The sequence below is a fragment of the Mycetocola sp. 2940 genome (assembly GCF_040548835.1).
Taxonomy (GTDB): domain Bacteria; phylum Actinomycetota; class Actinomycetes; order Actinomycetales; family Microbacteriaceae; genus Mycetocola_A.
This window is the reverse complement of sequence record NZ_JBEPSK010000002.1, coordinates 244748-263570: the sequence shown is the minus strand read 5'-3', so window position 1 is coordinate 263570 and position 18823 is coordinate 244748. Positions and strand designations below refer to the sequence as shown.

The 18823-nt window shown below is 68.9% G+C and carries 17 protein-coding genes; 11 read left to right on the top strand and 6 right to left on the bottom strand.

Annotation, left to right across the window (positions count from 1 at the left end; all coding sequences use genetic code 11):
- Position 1 precedes the first annotated feature (1 nt).
- On the bottom strand, positions 2–871 hold the full coding sequence (locus ABIE24_RS03650) for a branched-chain amino acid ABC transporter permease (protein WP_354496919.1): 870 nt from the start codon (positions 869–871) through the stop codon (positions 2–4).
- Between the two features lie 2 nt (positions 872–873).
- The gene (locus tag ABIE24_RS03645; protein ID WP_354496917.1) at positions 874–2067 is read right to left on the bottom strand and encodes an ABC transporter substrate-binding protein; all 1194 of its coding nucleotides are present in this window, start codon (positions 2065–2067) and stop codon (positions 874–876) included.
- Positions 2068–2290: 223 nt separating this feature from the next.
- On the opposite strand from ABIE24_RS03645, the gene ABIE24_RS03640 reads away from it, so the two are divergent.
- The 6 genes from ABIE24_RS03640 (at position 2291) to ABIE24_RS03615 (ending at position 8522) form a co-directional block, all read left to right on the top strand.
- Entirely contained in the window at positions 2291–3409 is a 1119-nt protein-coding gene (locus tag ABIE24_RS03640) for a LolA family protein (protein ID WP_354496915.1), read from the top strand.
- Positions 3410–3439: 30 nt separating this feature from the next.
- The gene (locus ABIE24_RS03635) at positions 3440–4420 is read left to right on the top strand and encodes an ABC transporter ATP-binding protein (RefSeq protein ID WP_354496913.1); all 981 of its coding nucleotides are present in this window, start codon (positions 3440–3442) and stop codon (positions 4418–4420) included.
- Positions 4407–5252: an ABC transporter permease gene (locus tag ABIE24_RS03630; protein ID WP_354496911.1), complete on the top strand. Its 846-nt coding sequence runs from the start codon at positions 4407–4409 to the stop codon at positions 5250–5252. Before ABIE24_RS03635 ends, ABIE24_RS03630 begins: the two co-directional genes overlap by 14 nt.
- Before the next feature lie 347 nt (positions 5253–5599).
- On the top strand, positions 5600–6619 hold the full coding sequence (locus tag ABIE24_RS03625; RefSeq protein ID WP_354496909.1) for a putative F420-0 ABC transporter substrate-binding protein: 1020 nt from the start codon (positions 5600–5602) through the stop codon (positions 6617–6619).
- On the top strand, positions 6616–7695 hold the full coding sequence (locus tag ABIE24_RS03620; RefSeq protein ID WP_502916232.1) for a putative F420-0 ABC transporter permease subunit: 1080 nt from the start codon (positions 6616–6618) through the stop codon (positions 7693–7695). The genes ABIE24_RS03625 and ABIE24_RS03620 overlap by 4 nt, the downstream gene beginning before the upstream one ends.
- The gene (locus ABIE24_RS03615) at positions 7692–8522 is read left to right on the top strand and encodes an ABC transporter ATP-binding protein (RefSeq protein WP_354496907.1); all 831 of its coding nucleotides are present in this window, start codon (positions 7692–7694) and stop codon (positions 8520–8522) included. Before ABIE24_RS03620 ends, ABIE24_RS03615 begins: the two co-directional genes overlap by 4 nt.
- A gap of 109 nt (positions 8523–8631) precedes the next feature.
- Here the strand turns inward: ABIE24_RS03615 and ABIE24_RS03610 are convergent, their stop codons facing one another.
- Together ABIE24_RS03610 and ABIE24_RS03605 are read right to left on the bottom strand one after the other, a co-directional pair.
- Complete coding sequence (locus tag ABIE24_RS03610) at positions 8632–9402, bottom strand: coenzyme F420-0:L-glutamate ligase (protein ID WP_354496905.1); 771 nt, start codon at positions 9400–9402, stop codon at positions 8632–8634.
- Between the two features lie 2 nt (positions 9403–9404).
- Positions 9405–10406 carry a TIGR03557 family F420-dependent LLM class oxidoreductase gene (locus ABIE24_RS03605; protein ID WP_354496903.1) on the bottom strand — a complete coding sequence of 334 codons (1002 nt, stop codon included), beginning with the start codon at positions 10404–10406 and terminating at the stop codon, positions 9405–9407.
- A gap of 54 nt (positions 10407–10460) precedes the next feature.
- On the opposite strand from ABIE24_RS03605, the gene ABIE24_RS03600 reads away from it, so the two are divergent.
- From ABIE24_RS03600 to ABIE24_RS03580, 5 genes are all read left to right on the top strand, one after another.
- Entirely contained in the window at positions 10461–11300 is an 840-nt protein-coding gene (locus ABIE24_RS03600; RefSeq protein ID WP_354496901.1) for an exodeoxyribonuclease III, read from the top strand.
- 183 nt (positions 11301–11483) lie between these two features.
- Complete coding sequence (locus ABIE24_RS03595) at positions 11484–12263, top strand: DeoR/GlpR family DNA-binding transcription regulator (RefSeq protein WP_354496900.1); 780 nt, start codon at positions 11484–11486, stop codon at positions 12261–12263.
- Positions 12260–13258 (top strand): 1-phosphofructokinase family hexose kinase, encoded by a 999-nt coding sequence (locus ABIE24_RS03590; RefSeq protein ID WP_354496898.1) that lies wholly within the window; start codon positions 12260–12262, stop codon positions 13256–13258. Before ABIE24_RS03595 ends, ABIE24_RS03590 begins: the two co-directional genes overlap by 4 nt.
- A 43-nt stretch (positions 13259–13301) precedes the next feature.
- A complete protein-coding gene (locus ABIE24_RS03585; RefSeq protein WP_354496896.1) occupies positions 13302–15341 on the top strand; it encodes a PTS fructose transporter subunit IIABC in 2040 nt (679 codons plus the stop codon).
- A 35-nt stretch (positions 15342–15376) separates the two neighbouring features.
- Positions 15377–15646: an HPr family phosphocarrier protein gene (locus ABIE24_RS03580; protein ID WP_354496894.1), complete on the top strand. Its 270-nt coding sequence runs from the start codon at positions 15377–15379 to the stop codon at positions 15644–15646.
- Positions 15647–15699: 53 nt separating this feature from the next.
- Here the strand turns inward: ABIE24_RS03580 and ABIE24_RS03575 are convergent, their stop codons facing one another.
- Positions 15700–17712 (bottom strand): hypothetical protein, encoded by a 2013-nt coding sequence (locus tag ABIE24_RS03575; protein WP_354496892.1) that lies wholly within the window; start codon positions 17710–17712, stop codon positions 15700–15702.
- Positions 17713–17750: 38 nt separating this feature from the next.
- On the bottom strand, positions 17751–18821 hold the full coding sequence (locus tag ABIE24_RS03570; RefSeq protein ID WP_354496890.1) for a glycoside hydrolase family 130 protein: 1071 nt from the start codon (positions 18819–18821) through the stop codon (positions 17751–17753).
- Positions 18822–18823 lie beyond the last annotated feature (2 nt).

Sequence of the window (18823 nt, the reverse complement as noted above, 5' to 3'; positions counted from 1 at the left end):
GTCACACCCTCACGGGAACGGAGCGGATCAGCAATCCGGACGGACGGATGATGAGCACGAGGATCAGGATGAAGAACGCGACGGCATCCCGCAACCCGCTGGCGATGTAGGCGGAGACGTACGCCTCGAGCATGCCGAGAAGCAGGGCACCGACGATCGCCGCCCGGAACGACGACAGCCCGCCGAGCACCGCAGCCACGAATCCCTTGAGCCCGAGAAGCAGGCCCCCTGACCAGATCGACAGGGCCACCGGCGACGACACGACGCCCGCGACGGCGCCGGCGACACCCGCGATGGCGAACGCGATCACCGCGGCCATCACCGGTGAGATGCCGACGATCCGGGCGGCGTCGGGCTGCTCGGCACAGGCACGGAGCGCTTTGCCCCACCGGGTCTTCTCGTAGAAGAGGAGGATCGCTCCGCCGACGACGACGAGTGCACCGAGCATCCACAGGTCCTGCGACCGGATGCTCACCCCTCCGATCGAGAAATTCTGGCCCGGGAACGCCGGCAGACCCTCGGCTTCAGGCCCCCACAGCAGCAGCATGATCGACTGCAGCAGTGTCGACACCCCCAGGGTCAGGATGATCGACACCAGGGTGGTCAGGTTCTTCACCCGTGCGAGGATCAGCCGGTCGACGGCTACGGAGACCAGCGCGACCGAAAGGATCGCGATCAGGATCGCCGCCATCAGCGGCATCCCCGCGGCGGTCATCCAGATCGCGCCGAGGCCGGCGAGCATCGCGTAATCGCCCTGGGCGATGTTGATCACGTGTCGGACGGTGTACACCGCGATGAGGCCGACGGCCAGGAGAGCGTAGACGGATCCCTGCGACAGCCCCGCCAGCGTGAGCTGCAGGAAATCGGTCATCGTTACTCCTTGTACAGGTTCCAGCGCCCGTCCTTCGCCTCAGCAAGGATGAGGGCCGAGGCGTCGAGTCCTGAATGGTTCTCGGGGGTCATGGTGAAGATGCCCGAGATGCCGACCAGGTCGGTCGTCTTCTCGATCTGGTCCCGGAGCTCCTCCGGATCGGTCCCGACCTCGGTGATCGCGGTGATCGCCACCATCCAGGCGTCGTACGCGTGCCCGGCGAACGACGACGGCGCTTCGCCGGTTTCCTCCTCATACGCGGTCTTGAACTCCTCGATGACCTCGAGCTGCGGGTCGTCTTCAGGAAGCTGGTCGACGACGAGAAGCCGGCCCATCGGAGCGATCGCCCCGGTTGCGGCGTCACCCGCCGCATCGAAGAAGGCCTGGTTCGCGACACCGTGTGACTGGTAGACCGGCTTGCCGACGCCGAGGTCGACGAACGCCTTCTGCGCCAGCCCGGCAGACGGGGTGATGCCCCAGATGATCACAGCGTCGGAACCCGACGCGCGGATGTTCGTCATCTGCGGGGTGAAATCGGTGGCACTCGGTTCGAACGCCTCGACCGTTCCGAGGGTGATACCGCGTTCGGCGCCCAGCTCGGTGATGATCTCAGCGACTCCCTCACCGAATCCGGTGGCGTCACGCACGAGGTCGATCGTCGTGTACCCCTTCTCTTCGGCGTCGTCGAGGATGCGCTCGAGCACGACGGTGTCGTTCTGGGCGGTTTTGAACACCCAGTCGGAGCCTTCCACGATCGCCGCGTTGGCAGCGACCGAGATCATCGGGATCTGCGCCGCTTCGACGATCGGGCGCATCGCGATGCTCGGGCCGGTCCGGGAGGCCCCGATGATGAGGTGCACGTTGTCGCTCTCGATGAGTTGCGTCGTGGCCTTCGCTGCCCCGTCCTCCGTCGACTGGTTGTCTTCGATGATCAGCTCGACCTCACGGCCGTCGATGCCCCCGTCGGCGTTGAGCTGGTCGGCGAGCATCGTCAGCGTCTTCTGCTCCGGCACGCCGAGGTTCGCCCCCACACCGGTGATATCGAGGACCGCGCCGATCGTGATCGGTCCGGTCTCCTCCTCCCCGCTGTCGTCTCCGCCTCCTCCGCCTCCCAGGTTGTCGCTGCTGCAGCCGGCGAGGGCGACAGCGGTGAGGAGGGCGAGGGGCGCGAGGTACCGGAGGCGAGACTGCTTCATCGAAATCTCCTTCATTGGGTCCGGAGTTGCTGACCGTTCGGTCAGGAATTCGGATGGGGAAAACGATATCGGGAGTCGGGACCCGCCTGCAAGCACGGCAGGGTCTCGTTACCCGCTTGCAACCTCGCACTCCAGGCGTGAACTGAGCCCGCGGGTGCTGGCTCCTTCCAGCTCGGCGGCGTAGAATCCGGGCACTGCAGTGGCCGAACGAAGGATGTTGATCGTGTCGCGTAAATCGCTCAAATGGCTTCCGGCCGTTCTCGCCCCTGCACTGATCGCTGCCGGCGTCGTCGCTGTCCCGCTGCAGGCGGGAGCCTCTGTCGATCTCCCCGACAAGACCGCCAACGAGGTCCTGCAGCTGATCGCCGAGAGCACCGAGGACTCGTTCTCCGGCACCGTGGTGAAGACCGCGAACCTCGGCCTCCCCGAGGGGCTCAGCGCCGGCCTGTCAGGGATGTCCGAGTCCGCGCCCGGGGGCATGAGCGGCATGACGGGGGACGCCGGAGCAGCAGGTGCGCTTGCGTCAGGCCTGGAGCTGCTGAGCGGATCGCACGAGGCGCGGGTTTTCGTCTCCGGCCCGATGAACCTCCGCATCCAGGTGAAGGATCGCCTCGCTGAGCGCACAGCGGTGAGCGACGGGACGGATGCCTGGTTCTACGACTCCGAAACCAATGTGGCCACCCACGTTGCCATCCCCTCCGAGGCGCGTTCGGAGCTGAGTGAGGAACTCGGGAACGCGGCCGAACTCGCGACACCGGCGCAGGTCGCCGACCGGATCCTCGACAAACTCGGCGACAGCACCGACTTCGCCGTCGGCACCGATGCGCGGGTCGCCGGACGCACCGTGTACGAGCTCGTGCTCACCCCGAAGCCAACGGAAACACTCGCCGAGTCCATGTCGATCGCTGTCGACTCGGAAACCGGGCTGCCGCTGCAGGTGTCCGTCGCTGCCCGCGGCCAGGCCGAACCCGCGATGCAGGTCGGGTTCAGTTCCATCGACGTCAGCGAACCCGCTGCTGACCTGTTCACCTTCGACCCGGGCGACGGAGTGACCGTCGAGGAGCTGCCGGTTCCGACCGAGCCTCCGACGGGCACCGTCCACCCGGACCCCGGAATCGAGGAACCGGTCGTCACCGGCACCGGCTGGGACGCGATCGTCGAGATCCCGGCGGCATCCGCCCTGGAGGAACTGAGCGCGAACCCGCTCTTCGCCGAACTGACCACGGAGGCCGACGGTGGCCGTGCGTTCTCGAGCGCCCTGGTGACCGTCTTCTTCACCGACGACGGACGCGTGCTGGCGGGCTCTGTCCCCCTCGACCGGCTCCAGGCCGCGGCGTTCTGACGTGACGGCCGACCCCGAGAAACCCGCCCGGTGACGGCGGCCGCCACCGGCGAGCTCGCCATCGAGAGCCGGGCGCTGACAAAGGTGTTCGGCTCGCAGCGAGCAGTCGATTCGATCGACCTCGCCGTGCCCCGCGGATCCGTGTTCGGGTTCCTCGGGCCGAACGGCTCAGGCAAGACCACGAGCATCCGGATGATGCTGGGGCTCGTGTCGGCGACGAGCGGCGACGTCCGCGTCCTCGGCGAACGGATGCCGGAACGCCTCCGCGACGTGCTCCCCCGGGTCGGCGCCCTCGTCGAGGGGCCGGCGTTCTACCCGTTCCTGTCGGGCGAGGCGAACCTGCGCCGGTTCGACAGCGCCGACAGACACGCGTCGGCGGCGACCCGACGCGCCCGCGTGGCATCCGCCCTCGACCGGGTCGGGCTCAGCGCGGCCGCTGCCAAGAAGGCGGGCGCGTACTCCCTCGGCATGAAGCAGCGGCTGGGGATCGCCAATGCGCTCCTCCAGCCGCGTGAGTTGCTCGTGCTCGACGAACCGACCAACGGGCTCGACCCCCAGGGGACACGCGAGGTGCGCAGCCTGGTGCGGTCCTTCGCCGCCGAAGGCACCACGGTGTTCGTTTCCAGCCACCTCCTCGCCGAGGTCGAACAGATCTGCACCCACGCCGCCATCATGAGCGCGGGAGCTCTCGTCGCCCAGGGATCGCTCGCGCAGCTCCGCGGTGCCGGGCAGAGTTCCGTTCGGGTCTCCACCCTCGACCCGGGTGCGGCGGCAGCCGTCCTCACCGGGTTCGGCCTGACCCCGGCACTGTTCGAACCGGCCGCGGGCGCCGCCGAGGTGTCGGCGCTGCTTCCCGATGCTTCGTCGGCGAGCGGCGGCATCGAGATCGACGCCATCCTCCCGGCGCTCGTGCGGGCCGGGGTGCGCGTACGCGGCTTCGTCATCGAGGAACCCAGCCTCGAGGAACGGTTCGTCGCGCTGACCGGGGAGGGCTTCGATGTCGTTCGTTGACACGCGAACGAAGCGCGCGGGGCTGGACCTGCTCGGTTCAGAGCTGTCCGTCCTCTTCCGCCGACGGCGCACCTGGGCGATGCTCGCCGCTGTCGCCCTCATCCCCATCCTCCTGGCCGTCGCCCTGCGCCTGTCGTCCGAGACGGTGGAGCCGGGCGAGGGTCCACCGTTCCTCGACCGGGTCACGCAGAACGGCCTGTTCGTCAGCTTCACCGCCATGGTGGTGGCGATCCCGCTGTTCCTGCCGCTGACGATCGGCGTCGTCGCAGGAGACACGATCGCCGGTGAGGCCTCCCTGGGAACGCTCCGTTACCTCCTCGTCTCGCCGGCCGGTCGCATCCGCCTGCTCCTCGTGAAGTACGCGGGAGCCGCCGCGTTCTGCCTCGTGGCGACGCTGACCCTCATCGTCGCCGGTGCCCTCATCGGCGCGCTCCTGTTCCCGGTCGGGCCGGTCACCCTCCTGTCCGGGGACGTCATCAGCGTGCCGGAATCGGTGTGGCGGTCGGTGCTCGTGGCGTGTTACGTCAGCGTCTCGCTGCTCGGCATGTGCGCGATCGGCCTGTTCATCTCCACGCTCACCTCGGTGCCTGTCGGGGCGATGGCCGCGACGGTGGTGGTGTCGGTGATCTCGCAGATCCTCGGTGTGCTGCCGCAACTTGCCTGGCTGCACCCGTGGCTGTTCACCCACCACTGGCTGGGATTCGCCGGGCTCTTGAGCCAGCCCCTCGACGCGAGCGCGTTCGGCGACAACGCCCTCCTCCAGGCCGGCTACATCCTCGTCTTCGGCGCGCTCGCCTACGGCCGGTTCGCCACCAAGGACATCCTGTCGTGACGACTCCACGGCCCGTCTGACGCGGATGCCGGCTTTCTTATCTGACGCGGATGACGACTTCGGGGCACGCAAACCGGCATCCGGGCCAAACGAAGCACCCCGCCGCACCTACCCCAAGACTTATCTGACGCGAATGCTGACTTTCGCGCGCGGAAACCGGCATCCTGGTCAAACGAACCACGGATGCCTGTCAGCGCGCATCCTGTCGTGACGGGGTCCGCGGGCGGGTGTATCGTCGGAAAAGACCACTGGTTGGCTTTGACCGGTTGAGCTTCCCGGATTTGGGTGGCAGGTCGTACCGCACGTCGTGCTGCACCCTGCCCACAAACGCCCAGATCCGAGGTCTCATGGCATCCGCCCACCCCTTCTCCTCCCCTGCTCGCCCTCTCCTTCGGCGCTCCGTTCCCGCGCTCGGCCTCACCGCTCTGCTCCTGCTCACCGGCTGCGCAGCGGAGAAGGCACCGGCGGCCGCCCCCGTCGAGTCGACCGCACCGGCGGCATCCGCGTACCCGCTCACGCTCGAGAACTGCGGCGCCGAGGTCTCTGTCGAGAAAGCACCCGAGAGGGTGCTCACCATCAAGTCCACGTCGACCGAGATGCTTCTCGCGCTCGGGCTTGAGGACCGGCTGATCGGGCGCGCCTTCCCCGACGGGCCGATCCCGGAGGATCTCGGCGGGACGGACGTGCCGGTGGTGAGCGACAAGGTGCCTGGGCAGGAGGCCGTGCTCGCCCTCGAACCGGACTTCATCTTCGCGGGCTGGGAGTCGAACTTCTCCGCTGACGGCGCCGGCGACCGCGCCACCCTCGCCGGCCTGGGCGTGAACACCTATGTGTCACCGGCCGCGTGCCAGGCGGCCGGCAAACCGGACAAGCTCGGGTTCGACGACGTCTTCGACCAGATCACCGAGGTCGGCGCGATCTTCGACGTGCCGGATGCGGCAGCCGAACTCATCGCCGAACAGCGAACAGCCCTTGACGACCTCACCCCCGCCTCCGACCTGAGCGCCCTGTGGTACTCAAGCGGGTCGGACACCCCGTTCGTCGGCGCCGGCAGCGGTGCACCGCAGATGATCATGGACGCCGTCGGGGTCACGAACATCGCCGCGGACGTTGACGAGTCGTGGTCGCCGTTCAACTGGGAGTCCGTCGTCGACGCGAACCCTGACGTGATCATCCTCGTCGTCTCGGACTGGGGTACCGCCGAGAAGAAGATCGGTGTGCTCCAGTCCAACCCCGCGACGGCGAAACTGGACGCCGTCGTGAACGAACGGTTCATCACCGTGCCGTTCGCTGCGACCGAAGCGGGCGTGCGCAACGTCGAAGCCGCCGCGACCATCGCCGAGCAGCTGGAGTCGCTGGGACTGTGACCGCGACGATCGCCCGAGGCACCCGCCCGGCGCCCCCTGCCGGGCGGGCGCTCCGGCGCGTGCCGACCAGCGTCTGGGTCGTCGTGCTGTCGGTGGTGCTGTTGCTGTCGATCGTGTTCGCCGTGACCTTCGGGCCGGCCGACATCCGGCCCGCCGAAGTGTGGGGGTCGATCCTCGGCCACCTCGGGCTCGACCCGACGGCGTTCGGCGGTGAGGTGCTTTCCCCGCTCCGCGACGGGATCGTCTGGGAACTGCGGATGCCACGGATCCTGACGGCGGCCGCGGTCGGCGCGGGGCTCGCCCTCTCCGGAACGGTGATGCAGGCGATCACCCGCAACCCGCTCGCCGACCCGTACCTCCTCGGGTTGTCAGCCGGGGCATCCCTCGGTGCCGTCGCGGTGATCCTCCTCGGCGTCAGCCTGATCCTCCCGGTCGCCGCCTTCGCCGGCGCGCTCGCCGCGCTGCTCGCCACGCTCGTGCTCGCCGGGGCGGCCGGCTCCCTCACGCCGACCCGCACCGTCCTTGCCGGACTGGCCGTGTCGAGTTTCTTCGGGGCGCTCACCAGCCTGGTCATCTTCTGGTCGGCGACCGGGGACACCTACCGTGAAATCCTCAGCTGGCTGCTCGGTTCGCTCAGCGGCGCCCGCTGGCCGGCCGTGGCGATCGCGCTCGGCGCCCTGCTCATCGTCGGGATCCCGCTCATGCTGACCGGGCGCACACTGGACGCGTTCGCGTTCGGCGATCACGCGGCATCCGCCCTCGGTGTCGGCGTCAACTCCACCCGCTGGCTGCTGCTCACGGCGACGGCACTCCTGACCGGCGCCATGGTCGCGGTCTCCGGTTCGATCGGTTTCGTGGGGCTGATCCTGCCGCACGCGGTCCGGCTCGTGGCCGGGCAGAGGAACCGGGTCGTGCTTCCGCTGTCGGCGCTGGCCGGCGCGATCTTCCTGATCTGGATCGACACCGGTGCGCGGACCCTGTTCGATCCGCGGGAGCTGCCGGTCGGCATCCTCACCGCCGTCGTCGGCGCCCCCGTGTTCGCGCTGCTGCTGCTCCGGGCGAGGAGGATCCGATGACCACGACGGGATCGGCACACGGCATCGGCGACGCCGTCTCGACGGCTGCGCCCGCTGCCCTCGCCGCCAGCCGGCTCTCGTTCTCCCGGAACGGTCAGCTGGTGATCGACGGGGTCGACATCGACCTGCCCGTCGGCTCGTTCGGCGCCGTGATCGGGCCGAACGGCGCCGGAAAGTCGACGCTGCTGCACCTGCTCGTCGGCACCCTTCCCGTGGACGCCGGGGCCGTGCTGTTTGACGGCGCCGACCTCCTGGCCCTCCGGCGCCGCGACCGGGCCCGGCTCGTCGCGCTCAGCGAGCAGCACGGCGACGGCGACACGGGCCTGCTCGTGACCGATGTCGTGCTGCTCGGGCGCACCCCGCACATCGGCCGGTGGTCGAGCGAGGGGCCCGCCGACCGGCAGGTGGTCGCCGACGCCCTCGCCGCGGTCGGGATGACGGCGTTCGCGGAGCGCCCGTTCGACACCCTCTCCGGCGGGGAGCGCCAGCGGGTACACCTCGCGCGGGCCCTCGCCCAGGAGCCCCGGCTGCTTCTGCTCGACGAACCGACCAACCACCTCGACGTGCGTGCCCAGTTGAGCCTGTTGTCGCTCGTGCGGGCGCAGACGGCGGCGGGTATCACCGCAATCGCCGCTCTCCACGACCTCAACGTCGCCGCCGCCTATGCCGATTCGGTGGTGGTGCTGAGTGAGGGCCGGGTCGTCGCGGCTGGACCGGCGGCATCCGTTCTCACCGGTGAGCTGATCGGCGACGTCTACGGGGTGCGCGCTGACGTTTTGCGGCACCCCCGCACGGGCCGACCGCTGATCGCGTTCGACACGACCTGAGCGGCGCGGCCCGTCGTGTGCGCATAACTCCGCCAGGGCCCGGCACCGAAAGGGAAGAACCCCGTATCTACCGGCGCCGCCCACCCGGCTCACCAAGAGTCAGGCGGAGTTATGAACCGCTCGCGTCGTCGCCGGCACGCCGCCCGGCCTGGAATCCGGCGGCGTACGCCTCATCCGAACCGAGCCGGAACATGTCCTTCTCCGCGGTGCGCACGAGCGCCCGTGCGCCAGGGCCGTCCTCCTCGGTGAGGAGGTGCGGCAGCCCGCGCACTACGGCGACCGGTCGCCCGGCCGCTTTGCCTTTGACCAGGTCGCCCGCCCCGGCGAGTTCGTCGGCGACGGCCGCGATGGTGACGGTGAGCGGTCGCCCTGAGGCATCCGTCTGGCCGCGCAGGTCGTCGACGACGCGGATGCCAGCGGCCCCGATCGCGATGTCGGTCTGGCCTTCACGCCACGGCCGGCCCACCGTGTCGGTGATCACGACGCCGACCGAGACCCCGAGGCGCGAACGCAGCGCGCCCCGCAGAACCCGGGCTGACGCGTCGGGGTCGACGGGCAGCAGCAGCACGGTGCCGTCCGGGGTGTTGCTCGAGTCGACGCCGGCCGCCGCCATCACGAGGCCGAGCCGGTTCTCGACGATCCGGGTCACGCCGTTCGGATGCTCCCGGCTGGCCACCACGCGCACCGTCTCGTCGGTGATCGCCTGCTCCCGGTCCGCGGCGAGAACCCGGCGGCCCTCGGCCTTCGACACGATCTTCGAGGTGATGAGGAGGATGTCGCCGTCCTCGAGGTCGGCGCCGACGGCATCCACCACGATCCGGGTCAGGTCGTCGCCCGCCGCGATCTCCCCGATACCGTCGGGGGCCCAGATGCTCAGCATGGTCAGCGCACCAGCTTCGGGAGGACGTCGCGGCCGAAGGTCTCGATCCACTCCCGCTGGTTGCGGCCGACGTTGTGCAGGTAGATCCGGTCGAAGCCGAGGTCGGCGAACCGCTGGATCTGAGCCCGGTGCACGTCAGGGTCCGACGAGACCACCATGCGGCCGTCGAAATCCTCCGGCCGCACCATCTTCGCCATCTGTTCGAACTCGAACGGCGAGCGGATGTCGGCCTTCGGAAACCGCATTCCCCCGTTGGGCCATTCGACGAGCGCGTTCCGCATCGCCTCTTCGTCGGTCGGCGCCCAGGACAGGTGCAATTGCAGGACCTTCGGCATCGTGGCGGCGTCGCGACCGGACTCGCGTGCGCCCGCCGCGAACCGCGCGAACAACATCGAGATCTTCTCGAGGGGAGCCCCGACGGTGATGAGCCCGTCGACGTGTTTTCCCGCGCGCTTCGCGGTCACCGGGCCGGCCGTCGCGACGAGGATCTCCGGGGCCACCTCGGGCATGGTCCACAACCGGGTGGACTCGAGCTTGAAGTACGGGCCGCTGTGCTTGACGTCGCGCCCGGACAGGGAGGCGGCGAAGAGTTTCTTGATGATGTCGGCGGCCTCGAACATGCGCGAGATCCGCTCCGCCGGCTCAGGCCAGTACTGACCGACCACGTGCTCGTTGAGCGCCTCACCCGACCCGAGGCCGAGCCAGTGACGGCCGGGGTACATCGACGCCAGGGTCGCCGACGCCTGCGCCACGATGGCGGGATGCATCCGGAACGTGGGCGCGGTGACCCCGGTTCCGAAATCCCCTGTCGTCCGTTCGCCGAGGGCACCGAGCACGCTCCAGACGAACGACGACTGCCCCTGCTGCGGAACCCACGGCTGGAAATGATCGGTCGCCATCACCCCGGTGAACCCGTGCTCCTCGGCCAGGGCGCTGAGCAAGACCGCTTCCTGCGGAGCGAACTGCTCCAGCATGGCGGCGTAGCCGACGGTGAGAGAACCCATGACCCCATCTTGGCGCACACTTCGCGCTGCTCCACGTCGGATAGCGTGGAGTCCATGCGCATTGCCACCTGGAACGTCAACTCGATCCGAGCCCGCGTCGGCCGCACCGTCGACTGGATGGTGCGCGAAGACATCGACGTGCTTGCCATGCAGGAGATCAAGTGCAAGCCAGACCAGTTCCCGAGTGAGCTCTTCGAGGAGGCCGGCTACGAACTGGCCGTCCACGGGCTCAACCAGTGGAACGGCGTCGCCTTCGCCAGCCGCCTCCCCATGACGGATGTCGTCACCGCGTTCACCGACATGCCCGGCTTTCTCAAGGGCGAAGAGGGCCCCGGCCTGCCGCTCGAGGCCCGGGCGATGGGGGCGACCGTCAACGGCGTGCGGTTGTGGAGCCTGTATGTTCCCAACGGCCGGTCCCTCGACGACCCGCACTACATCTACAAGCTCGACTGGCTCCGCCGGCTGAAGACGGATGCCGCCGCCTGGCTGGCCGCGAACCCGGGCGTTCCGTTCGCGCTGATGGGCGATTTCAACATCGCACCGTTCGACTCCGACATGGGTGACCCCAGCGTCGTGCCCGGCCTCTCCACTCACATCTCCCAGCCGGAGCGGGACGCCCTTGCGGCGTTCGGCGAGATCGGACTGACCGACGTGGTCCGGCCGTTCCGGCCGGAGGGCTTCACCTACTGGGACTACAAGCAGCTCCGTTTTCCCCGGAACGAGGGGATGAGGATCGATTTCATCTTCGGCTCTCCCGACTTCGCGAAGCTCGTGACGGACGCGTCGATCCACCGCAACGAGCGCAAGGGCGAAGCGCCGAGCGACCACGTCCCGGTGGTCGTCGACCTCGACCTTCCGGTCGAAGACGACGACGATCGGCCCATGATCTTCTGACGTCGGCCCGTCTTCGGGCGGGTTCCGCGGCTCCCCGCGACCGGGCACGTCCGGTTGCGGGGAGTTCTTTGTTTTTTTCTGTGTTTGGTCTTGCATTCCCACACAATCGGGCATAAAGTCACTGAAACAAAGATTCACGCTCCGGCGTGAACCCCCACCTTTGTCCGAAGGGTCAGCGTCGACATGTATGCCATTGAACGCCACGAGCGCATCGCCGAGCTTCTGCAGGCCAGCGGCCGCGTCACCGTCACGGACCTCGCCGATTCGCTCTCGGTGACCGCCGAAACCGTCCGCCGCGACCTCGACGTGCTCGAGCGGCAGGGCGCACTCCGCCGGGTGCACGGCGGCGCCGTCGCCTCAGGCAAGACCAGCCTCGTCGAGTCGACGGTCGCCGATCGCGCCGTGCGGGCACGCGAAGCGAAAGTCGCGATCGCCCGGGCCGGGTTCGCCCTCGTCGGCGACAACTTCCGCGGATCGATTCTGCTCGACGCGGGCACGACGACCGGCGCACTGGCCGAACTCCTCGCCGACTGGCGCGGCGACGAGCACATCACGGTGATCACGAACTCTGTTCCGATCGCCGCGCTGCTCCACCGCAATCCTGCGCTCGATCTGCACCTCCTCGGGGGCAGCGTGCGCGGCGTCACGGGCGCCGCCGTCGGAGGCAGCACGATCGAACAACTCGCGCACCTCCGGCCGGACATTGCGTTCCTCGGCGCGAACGGCATCTCCGCCGATTTCGGCCTCAGCACTCCGGAGGAGCGCGAGTCCGCGGTCAAGTCCGCCATGGTGCGGGCAGCCCGTCGCACCGTCGCCCTGGTCGACTCCTCAAAGCTCGGTGACGAAGCGCTCCACCGCTTCGCCGAACTCCGCGACCTCGACACCCTCATCACCGACGCCGATCCGATCGGCACCCTCTCGGCCGCCCTCGACGCCGACGAGGTGGAGGTGATCGTCGCGTGATCGTCACCGTCACACTCAATCCGTCGTTCGACCGCACGATCGACCTCGACGCGCCTCTCGAACGCGGCCAGGTGCAACGAGCCGCAAGAGCCGTCCAGGAGCCGGGCGGCAAAGGGGTCAACGTCTCGCGCGCGCTTCACACGGCCGGGATCGACACCATCGCCATCCTCCCGGGCGCGTCGACCGACCCCATGGTTCTCGCCCTCCGCGCCGATGGCATCGACGCCCGGACGGTTCCGGTGACCGCCGCGATCCGTTCGAACACCACGATCACGGAGCCGGGTGGAACGACGACGAAACTCAACGAGCCGGGCGCCCCGGTCTCGGGCGAGACGGCGACGGCGTTGCTCGACCTCATCGTCTCGCGGTCGGCGGATGCCACGTGGCTCGTTCTCGCCGGATCGATGCCCCCCGGCCTACCGACGGACTTCTACGCCGGCATCGTCTCGGAGGTGCGTGCCGCGGCCTCCCGCGGCGGGTACGACGCTCCCCGCATCGCCGTCGACAGTTCGGGTGAGCCCCTCGCCGCCCTCCTCGCCTCCGGCGAGCCCGTCGACCTGATCAAGCCGAACGCAGAGGAGCTCTTCGAGCTTGCGGCGGCGCTCGGCATCGCCGTCCCCGACACCGACCCTGAATCATTCGGTCATGACGACGACGCAGTCGTCCAGATCGCCGACCAGATCCTGCAGCGCGGGCTCGGCGCCGCACTCATCACGCTCGGCTCCCGCGGGGCCGTTCTCGCCACCGCCACCGAGGTCCTGGCTGCGGCCGCGCCACGCATCGTCGCCCGCAGCACCGTCGGCGCCGGCGACTGCTCCCTCGCGGGCTTCCTGCTCGCGTCCGAACGTGGCGACGACGCCGCCGGGTGCCTCGCCCAGGCCGTCGCCCACGGAGCGGCTGCCGCGTCGCTTCCCGGTTCGAAGGTACCCACCCTCGAACAGGCTCACCCCGGCGGCGTTGCCGTCACCCGCCGTCCCCGCGCTCTCGCCGAGTAGCGGCATCCGTTTCCACCTCACGACAACGAAGGAGTTTCGTCCCATGTCATCACTGATCACCCCCGAGCTGGTCGTCCTCGACCAGAACCTCGGAACCGACCGCGCAGCGGTCATCCGCACACTCGCTCAGCGGGTCGTCGATGCAGGTCGCGCCACCGACGTCGACGCCCTCTTCGCCGACGCGTGGGAGCGCGAGTCGAAGACCGACACCGGCATTCCCGGCGGCCTCGCCATCCCGCACTGCCGCTCCGCCGCGGTCACCGTGCCGACGCTGGTCATGGCACGACCCAACCCCGGTGTCGACTTCGGCGAAGAGGATGCCCCCGCAGACCTCATCTTCTTCATCGCGGCTCCGGCGGGCGCAGACCAGGCGCACCTGGCGCTGTTGTCAACCCTCGCCCGCTCGCTCATCCGTGAAGACTTCACCGATGCGCTCCGCAGCGCGCCCACCCCGCAGGCTGTCGTCGACCTCGTCGACGACGCCCTGGCCCCCGCGGCACCCGCCGAACCGGCCGCGACGGCTCCCGACACCGAAGCATCCGCTGCTTCCGCATCGACGACGGCCAGGCCGGTGCTCGTTGCGGTCACGGCCTGCCCGACCGGGATCGCTCATACCTACATGGCCGCGGACTCCCTGGCCGCCGCGGCCGAACGCGCCGGAGCCGAACTGCACGTCGAGACGCAGGGATCGTCGAGTGTCACACCGCTCGACCCCGCCGTCATCGACCGCGCCTCCGCCGTCATCTTCGCCGTCGACGTCGACGTGCGCGACAAGGGCCGGTTCGCCGGAATGCCGCTCGTGCAGGCGCCGGTGAAACGCGGAATCGACGAACCCGACAAAATGATCGCCGAGGCACTCGCAGCATCCACCGACCCGAACGCCCGCCGCGTCTCGGGCAGCGGAGCGGACGCCGCAACGGCCGGCGACGACGCACGGTCGGAGCACTTCGGCCAGAAGCTCAAGCGTTACCTGCTCACCGGTGTCAGCTACATGATCCCCTTCGTCGCGGGCGGCGGTCTTCTCATCGCCCTCGGCTTCCTGCTCGCCGGCTACCAGATCACTGAAAACGCGGCAGACATCGCGCTCAACAACAACCTGCTGAACCTGCCGGACGGCGGACTCGCCCAGTACCTCGGCGCCGTCGCCTACGTCATCGGCGATGCCTCGATGGACTTCCTCGTCCCCGCCCTCGCCGGCTACATCGCCTACGCGATCGCCGACCGCCCGGGCATCGCCGTCGGTTTCACGGCGGGTGCCGTCGCGGTCTTCATGAACGCGGGCTTCCTCGGCGGACTCGTCGGTGGCCTCCTCGGCGGTTTCATCGCCTGGGCGATCGGGCGCCTCTCGGTCCCGCGCTGGCTCCGCGGCCTCATGCCGGTCGTCATCATCCCGCTCGTCGGCTCGATCTTCGCATCCGGGCTCATGATCGTGGTTCTCGGCGGACCGATCGCCGCGCTCTCGAGCGGACTGACCACGTGGCTGTCCTCGCTCACCGGCGCCTCAGCCGTGCTGCTCGGTCTCATCCTCGGCACGATGATGGCCATCGACCTGGGAGGCCCCGTGAACAAGGTCGCTTACGCGTTCGCCGTCGCCGGACTCGGCGTGGCATCGCTCGAGAACCAGGTGCCGTGGACGATCATGGCCGCGGTCATGGCTGCCGGAATGGTGCCGCCGCTCGCCCTCGCGCTGGCGACCGTCGTCGACCGCAAGTCGTTCAGCGGCGCTGAGCGCGAGAACGGCAAAGCCGCCTGGCTGCTCGGGGCGGCATTCATCTCCGAGGGAGCGATCCCGTTCGCCGCGGCCGACCCGCTGCGCGTCATCCCCGCCGGCATCGTCGGAAGCGCGATCACCGGTGCGATCGTGATGGGAACCGGCGTCACCTCGCAGGCCCCCCACGGCGGGATCTTCGTCTTCTTCGCCATCGGCAACCTGGCCATGTTCATCGTCGCCATCCTCGTCGGGACGATCGTCTCCGCGGCACTGGTCGTGCTGCTCAAGCGGTTCGCCCGGCGTCGCCCGACCGCCGCAGACGCCTCGACGACGGATGCGACGACAGCCTCCGGCGTGCCGGCGACCGTCTGACCCCGTCCCATCCATCCACACCAGTCAGGAACTCCATGTCAGAACGCACAGCAGTCATCGCCAGCCGCGTCGGTCTCCACGCCCGTCCCGCATCCCTGTTCATCGACGCGGTCAAGCGCCAGCCGGTGAAGGTCACCATTGCGAAGGGCGACAGTGGCGCGCTCAACGCGGCAAGCATCCTGTCGATCATGAGCCTCGGCGCGGCGAACGGTGAGACCGTTACGCTGGCAGCCGAGGGCGACGGAGCAGACGCCGCGCTCACCGAGCTGGTGGCGCTGCTCGAAACCGACCTCGACGCCGACTAGCCTGCATGACAAAGGACCAGCCCCTCGGGGTTGGTCCTTTGTCATGGATGGAGTCAACTGGCCGTGACGATGGCGAACCCTCCTGGCTGGATCGTGACGTGGGCAGGGCCACTGATTGTGTACGAGGCGAGAAGCCGCCCGCCGGAGTCATAACTCCGCAGCGTGCCGGGCCCGCCGCCCTCGTTCATGGCGACCCGCTGCGGGATCCCGCTTGACGAGTGCGCGAGTTCGGTGCTGCCGATCGGGCCGGAGAACACGAGCCGGCCGATCACCGGCCGCACGATCAGCGCGTCAAGCGCCACCGTGCCGGTCAGCGTCGTCACCGACACGGCGGACTGCGATGCCGGCAGGCTGGTTCGCAGGGACTGCGGTAGCAGGGCCCCGGGAACGGCGGTGACGCCCTGGTCGCCGACGCCGTGTTTGAGCACGCCCAGCGGAATGACGCCGCCGCGCCACAAGGACTTCGCCTTTCCGTTCTCAGCGGAGAAGACCACCGGCTCGATCAGCCGGGCCGTCTCGGATGCCGGCAGACGGAACGTGGCGGTTTCTCTCTTGTTCAGTTCGAGATAGCCGGAACCGGAGTACTGCGATTCGCCCGTCCAGGTCGCTGCGGGCTTGACGACAGAACCCGTCGTTGTGCTTGTCGTTTCGGCCTCGACGACCGTCAACCCTGAGCGGGACTCCACGGTGGTGAGCCCGACGGCCCGCTCGGCGACATCCGGATGGGCGTCGAGGGCGAGCATCGACAGCAGCCCGTGGATCGTGCTCTCGGCGCCGCTGTTCCGGTTGATCTCGCCCTCCGGGTTGACCCCGTCATAGGTGACCCCGGTGTCAGGGTCGTAGATCGCTTCGCCGGAGGCGTTCGTGCCGAAGTACCAGCTGCCGAACAGTGACGCCAGTTCCTCCAGCCCGGGCAGCCCGGCCACGTCGGCAACGGCGAGCAGCGACTGCAGGCGCGAGTCCACCCCGTAGGCGATCTGGGTCCTGTCGATCGGGGTGGGCAGCCAGGCATTGTCCGGACCGCCTGCTGTGAGCAGGATCGGGTCGAAGACGGCGGAGTCGGTGATGGCCGGTGCCAGCAGCTCCGGCCTGTCGAGGGTCGCGGATGCCGCGGCGAGGGCAGCAGGCATCTGCGTGCCCCAGGCGTGCCAGATCGACCGTGACTCCGCCCACGGCAGGATCGCGCCGTACGGCCAGTCCTGAGCGTCTCCCGCCCCCATTTTGGCGATGCCCTCGGCCAGTTGTGACAGGGCGTCGCGGGCTGCGGCATCCGTCGGCGCTGCCTCCACATAGGCTGCGAGGCCGAGCACCGCTTCGGCGCTGGCATCGGCACCGTTGGTGATCAGCCAGGCCGGCAGTTTCACACCGTCGACGACGAGGTAGTCGCCGTAGGCATCGAGGACCTGGCGGTCGACGGCAGCCACGCTGAGTTGCAGCCGGTCCTGCAGGAAGGCGGCGAACTCGGGATCGACGTCACGGAACGCCGCATAGCCCTCGCCGAGTGCCCAGAGGGTGCGGGCCAGCCAATAGCTCTCTGCGGAGTCCGACGGATCGGGAAGCTCCACCGGTTTGGCGCTGGGGTTCAGCGTCCCGTCTGCCTGCATCCACAGCACGACGTTGCCGGCGTTCGGCCCTGTCGCCGTCTGGAAGTAGGCGACAGACCGGAGCAGTTCATACGCCTTCTGCCGCGACGCGTCGTCGTCGAACTGCTGCCAATGGCGGAGATAGACCACCGCGGCGCGGGTCACATCGTCGGCGTTGAACGCTCCCTGTCCCCAGTAGCCTGTCGCCGGATCCGGGTCTCCGCCGCCGACCAGCTCGAACGTGCCGTCGTCGTTCGCATTTGCGTACGTCCACGGCATGACGAGCGACGGTTCCTCGGCCAGCCGATACGTCGTGTGTTCCTCGGTCGCCGCAGGGGCGACATCGTCCAGGAGGAAGTCGAGGTGCGCGACATTGGTGAGCGGCTCAGGAGCGGCGGACGCCGGAGCTGCGGCGAGCGCACCGGTTGCGAGGAGCGCGGCGGTGAGGACGGCCAGGATCCGGTGACGGGCTCCTCGAAACATGTACCGCTCCTCTCAAGCGTCGGCGCTGTGAGTGATCGTCAGCTTACGCTCTCCAGCCGTGCAGCGCCGATCTTCGAGTCTGCCATCCCGTAGAACACGAAATGCGCATCGCCGATCTTCTCGATCGCGGTGGGAAAGACGACGTTCGGCACGATGCCGCTCTTCTCGTCGGCGGTTTCGGCGGCAAGCAGCGGTTCTTCCGTGCGCGTGACGACCTTCCACGGCTGATCGGCGTCGAGGATCATTCCGCCGGCAGCGTAGTTCACGTTCTGCTGCTGGTCGAAAGCGCGCGCCAGGACCCCGGTGACGCCGTGGTGGAGCAGCAACCAGCCCTCGGGGACCCGGAGCGGGGCGGGACCTCCCCCGACCTTGACCTCCTCGAACGGGAACGCCGGCCCGGCAAGGAACCGGTGGCCGCGCCAGAGGGTCAGGGTGCGGATGTCACGGGCGACGTCGTCGACGTGGACGAAGCTGATCCACATGCTCTGCCGGGTGTCCTCGACTCCGGCGGGCACCCGGACGCCCTGGCCGGGCTTGACCTCGTCGAGGTCCCACATCGGACGGTGCAGCACGGCGAAGCTCCGCACCCCGTCCGGGCCGGTGACCGCCTCAGGGAAGAAAACCGTGTCCTTGTTGTGGAACAGGTTCAGGTCCATGTCGAGCGCGTCGTCGTACTCGAAGAGAACCGGACCGAGCCGGGTCCACTCGCGGAGGTCTGTCGAAATCGCGATCGCGCTGCGGGGTCCGAGCGGGCCGTAGGCGACATACGTCATCACGTGAAGGCCGAGCTCGTCGATCCAGGTGATGCGGGGATCTTCCACGCCGGCGTTGCCGACCCCGCGTTCCCAGCCGCGATCGGGTGCGAGTACGACACCCTGCCGTTCGACCGAGACCGGCACGCCGTCTTCGACGACGACCCGGGCAAGGCCGACCCTGGAGACGTTCCCAGCCTCGACCATCCGCGGCAGAAGGTACAGCTCTCCGTCTGGTCCACGACCTGAGCCGGGGTTGAGCACCCCTTCGGCCTCGAGCTCGTTGCCGGGTTCTGGGGTCATCACGACCCCGACCCGGGTGAGTTTGTAGGGAAAGCGAGTGGACTGGACTGACATGT

Bases quoted from the DNA above. Each gene is read 5' to 3' on its own strand.
- ABIE24_RS03605 (WP_354496903.1), bottom strand. From the start codon at position 10,406: ATGGGTTCTCTCACCGTCGGCTACGCCGCCATGCTGGAGCAGTTCGCT.
- ABIE24_RS03615 (WP_354496907.1), top strand. From the start codon at position 7,692: ATGACCACGACGGGATCGGCACACGGCATCGGCGACGCCGTCTCGACG.
- ABIE24_RS03570 (WP_354496890.1), bottom strand. From the start codon at position 18,821: ATGTCAGTCCAGTCCACTCGCTTTCCCTACAAACTCACCCGGGTCGGG.
- ABIE24_RS03575 (WP_354496892.1), bottom strand. From the start codon at position 17,712: ATGTTTCGAGGAGCCCGTCACCGGATCCTGGCCGTCCTCACCGCCGCG.
- ABIE24_RS03610 (WP_354496905.1), bottom strand. From the start codon at position 9,402: ATGCTGAGCATCTGGGCCCCCGACGGTATCGGGGAGATCGCGGCGGGC.
- ABIE24_RS03630 (WP_354496911.1), top strand. From the start codon at position 4,407: ATGTCGTTCGTTGACACGCGAACGAAGCGCGCGGGGCTGGACCTGCTC.
- ABIE24_RS03650 (WP_354496919.1), bottom strand. From the start codon at position 871: ATGACCGATTTCCTGCAGCTCACGCTGGCGGGGCTGTCGCAGGGATCC.
- ABIE24_RS03585 (WP_354496896.1), top strand. From the start codon at position 13,302: ATGTCATCACTGATCACCCCCGAGCTGGTCGTCCTCGACCAGAACCTC.
- ABIE24_RS03595 (WP_354496900.1), top strand. From the start codon at position 11,484: ATGTATGCCATTGAACGCCACGAGCGCATCGCCGAGCTTCTGCAGGCC.
- ABIE24_RS03580 (WP_354496894.1), top strand. From the start codon at position 15,377: ATGTCAGAACGCACAGCAGTCATCGCCAGCCGCGTCGGTCTCCACGCC.
- ABIE24_RS03645 (WP_354496917.1), bottom strand. From the start codon at position 2,067: ATGAAGCAGTCTCGCCTCCGGTACCTCGCGCCCCTCGCCCTCCTCACC.
- ABIE24_RS03625 (WP_354496909.1), top strand. From the start codon at position 5,600: ATGGCATCCGCCCACCCCTTCTCCTCCCCTGCTCGCCCTCTCCTTCGG.
- ABIE24_RS03600 (WP_354496901.1), top strand. From the start codon at position 10,461: ATGCGCATTGCCACCTGGAACGTCAACTCGATCCGAGCCCGCGTCGGC.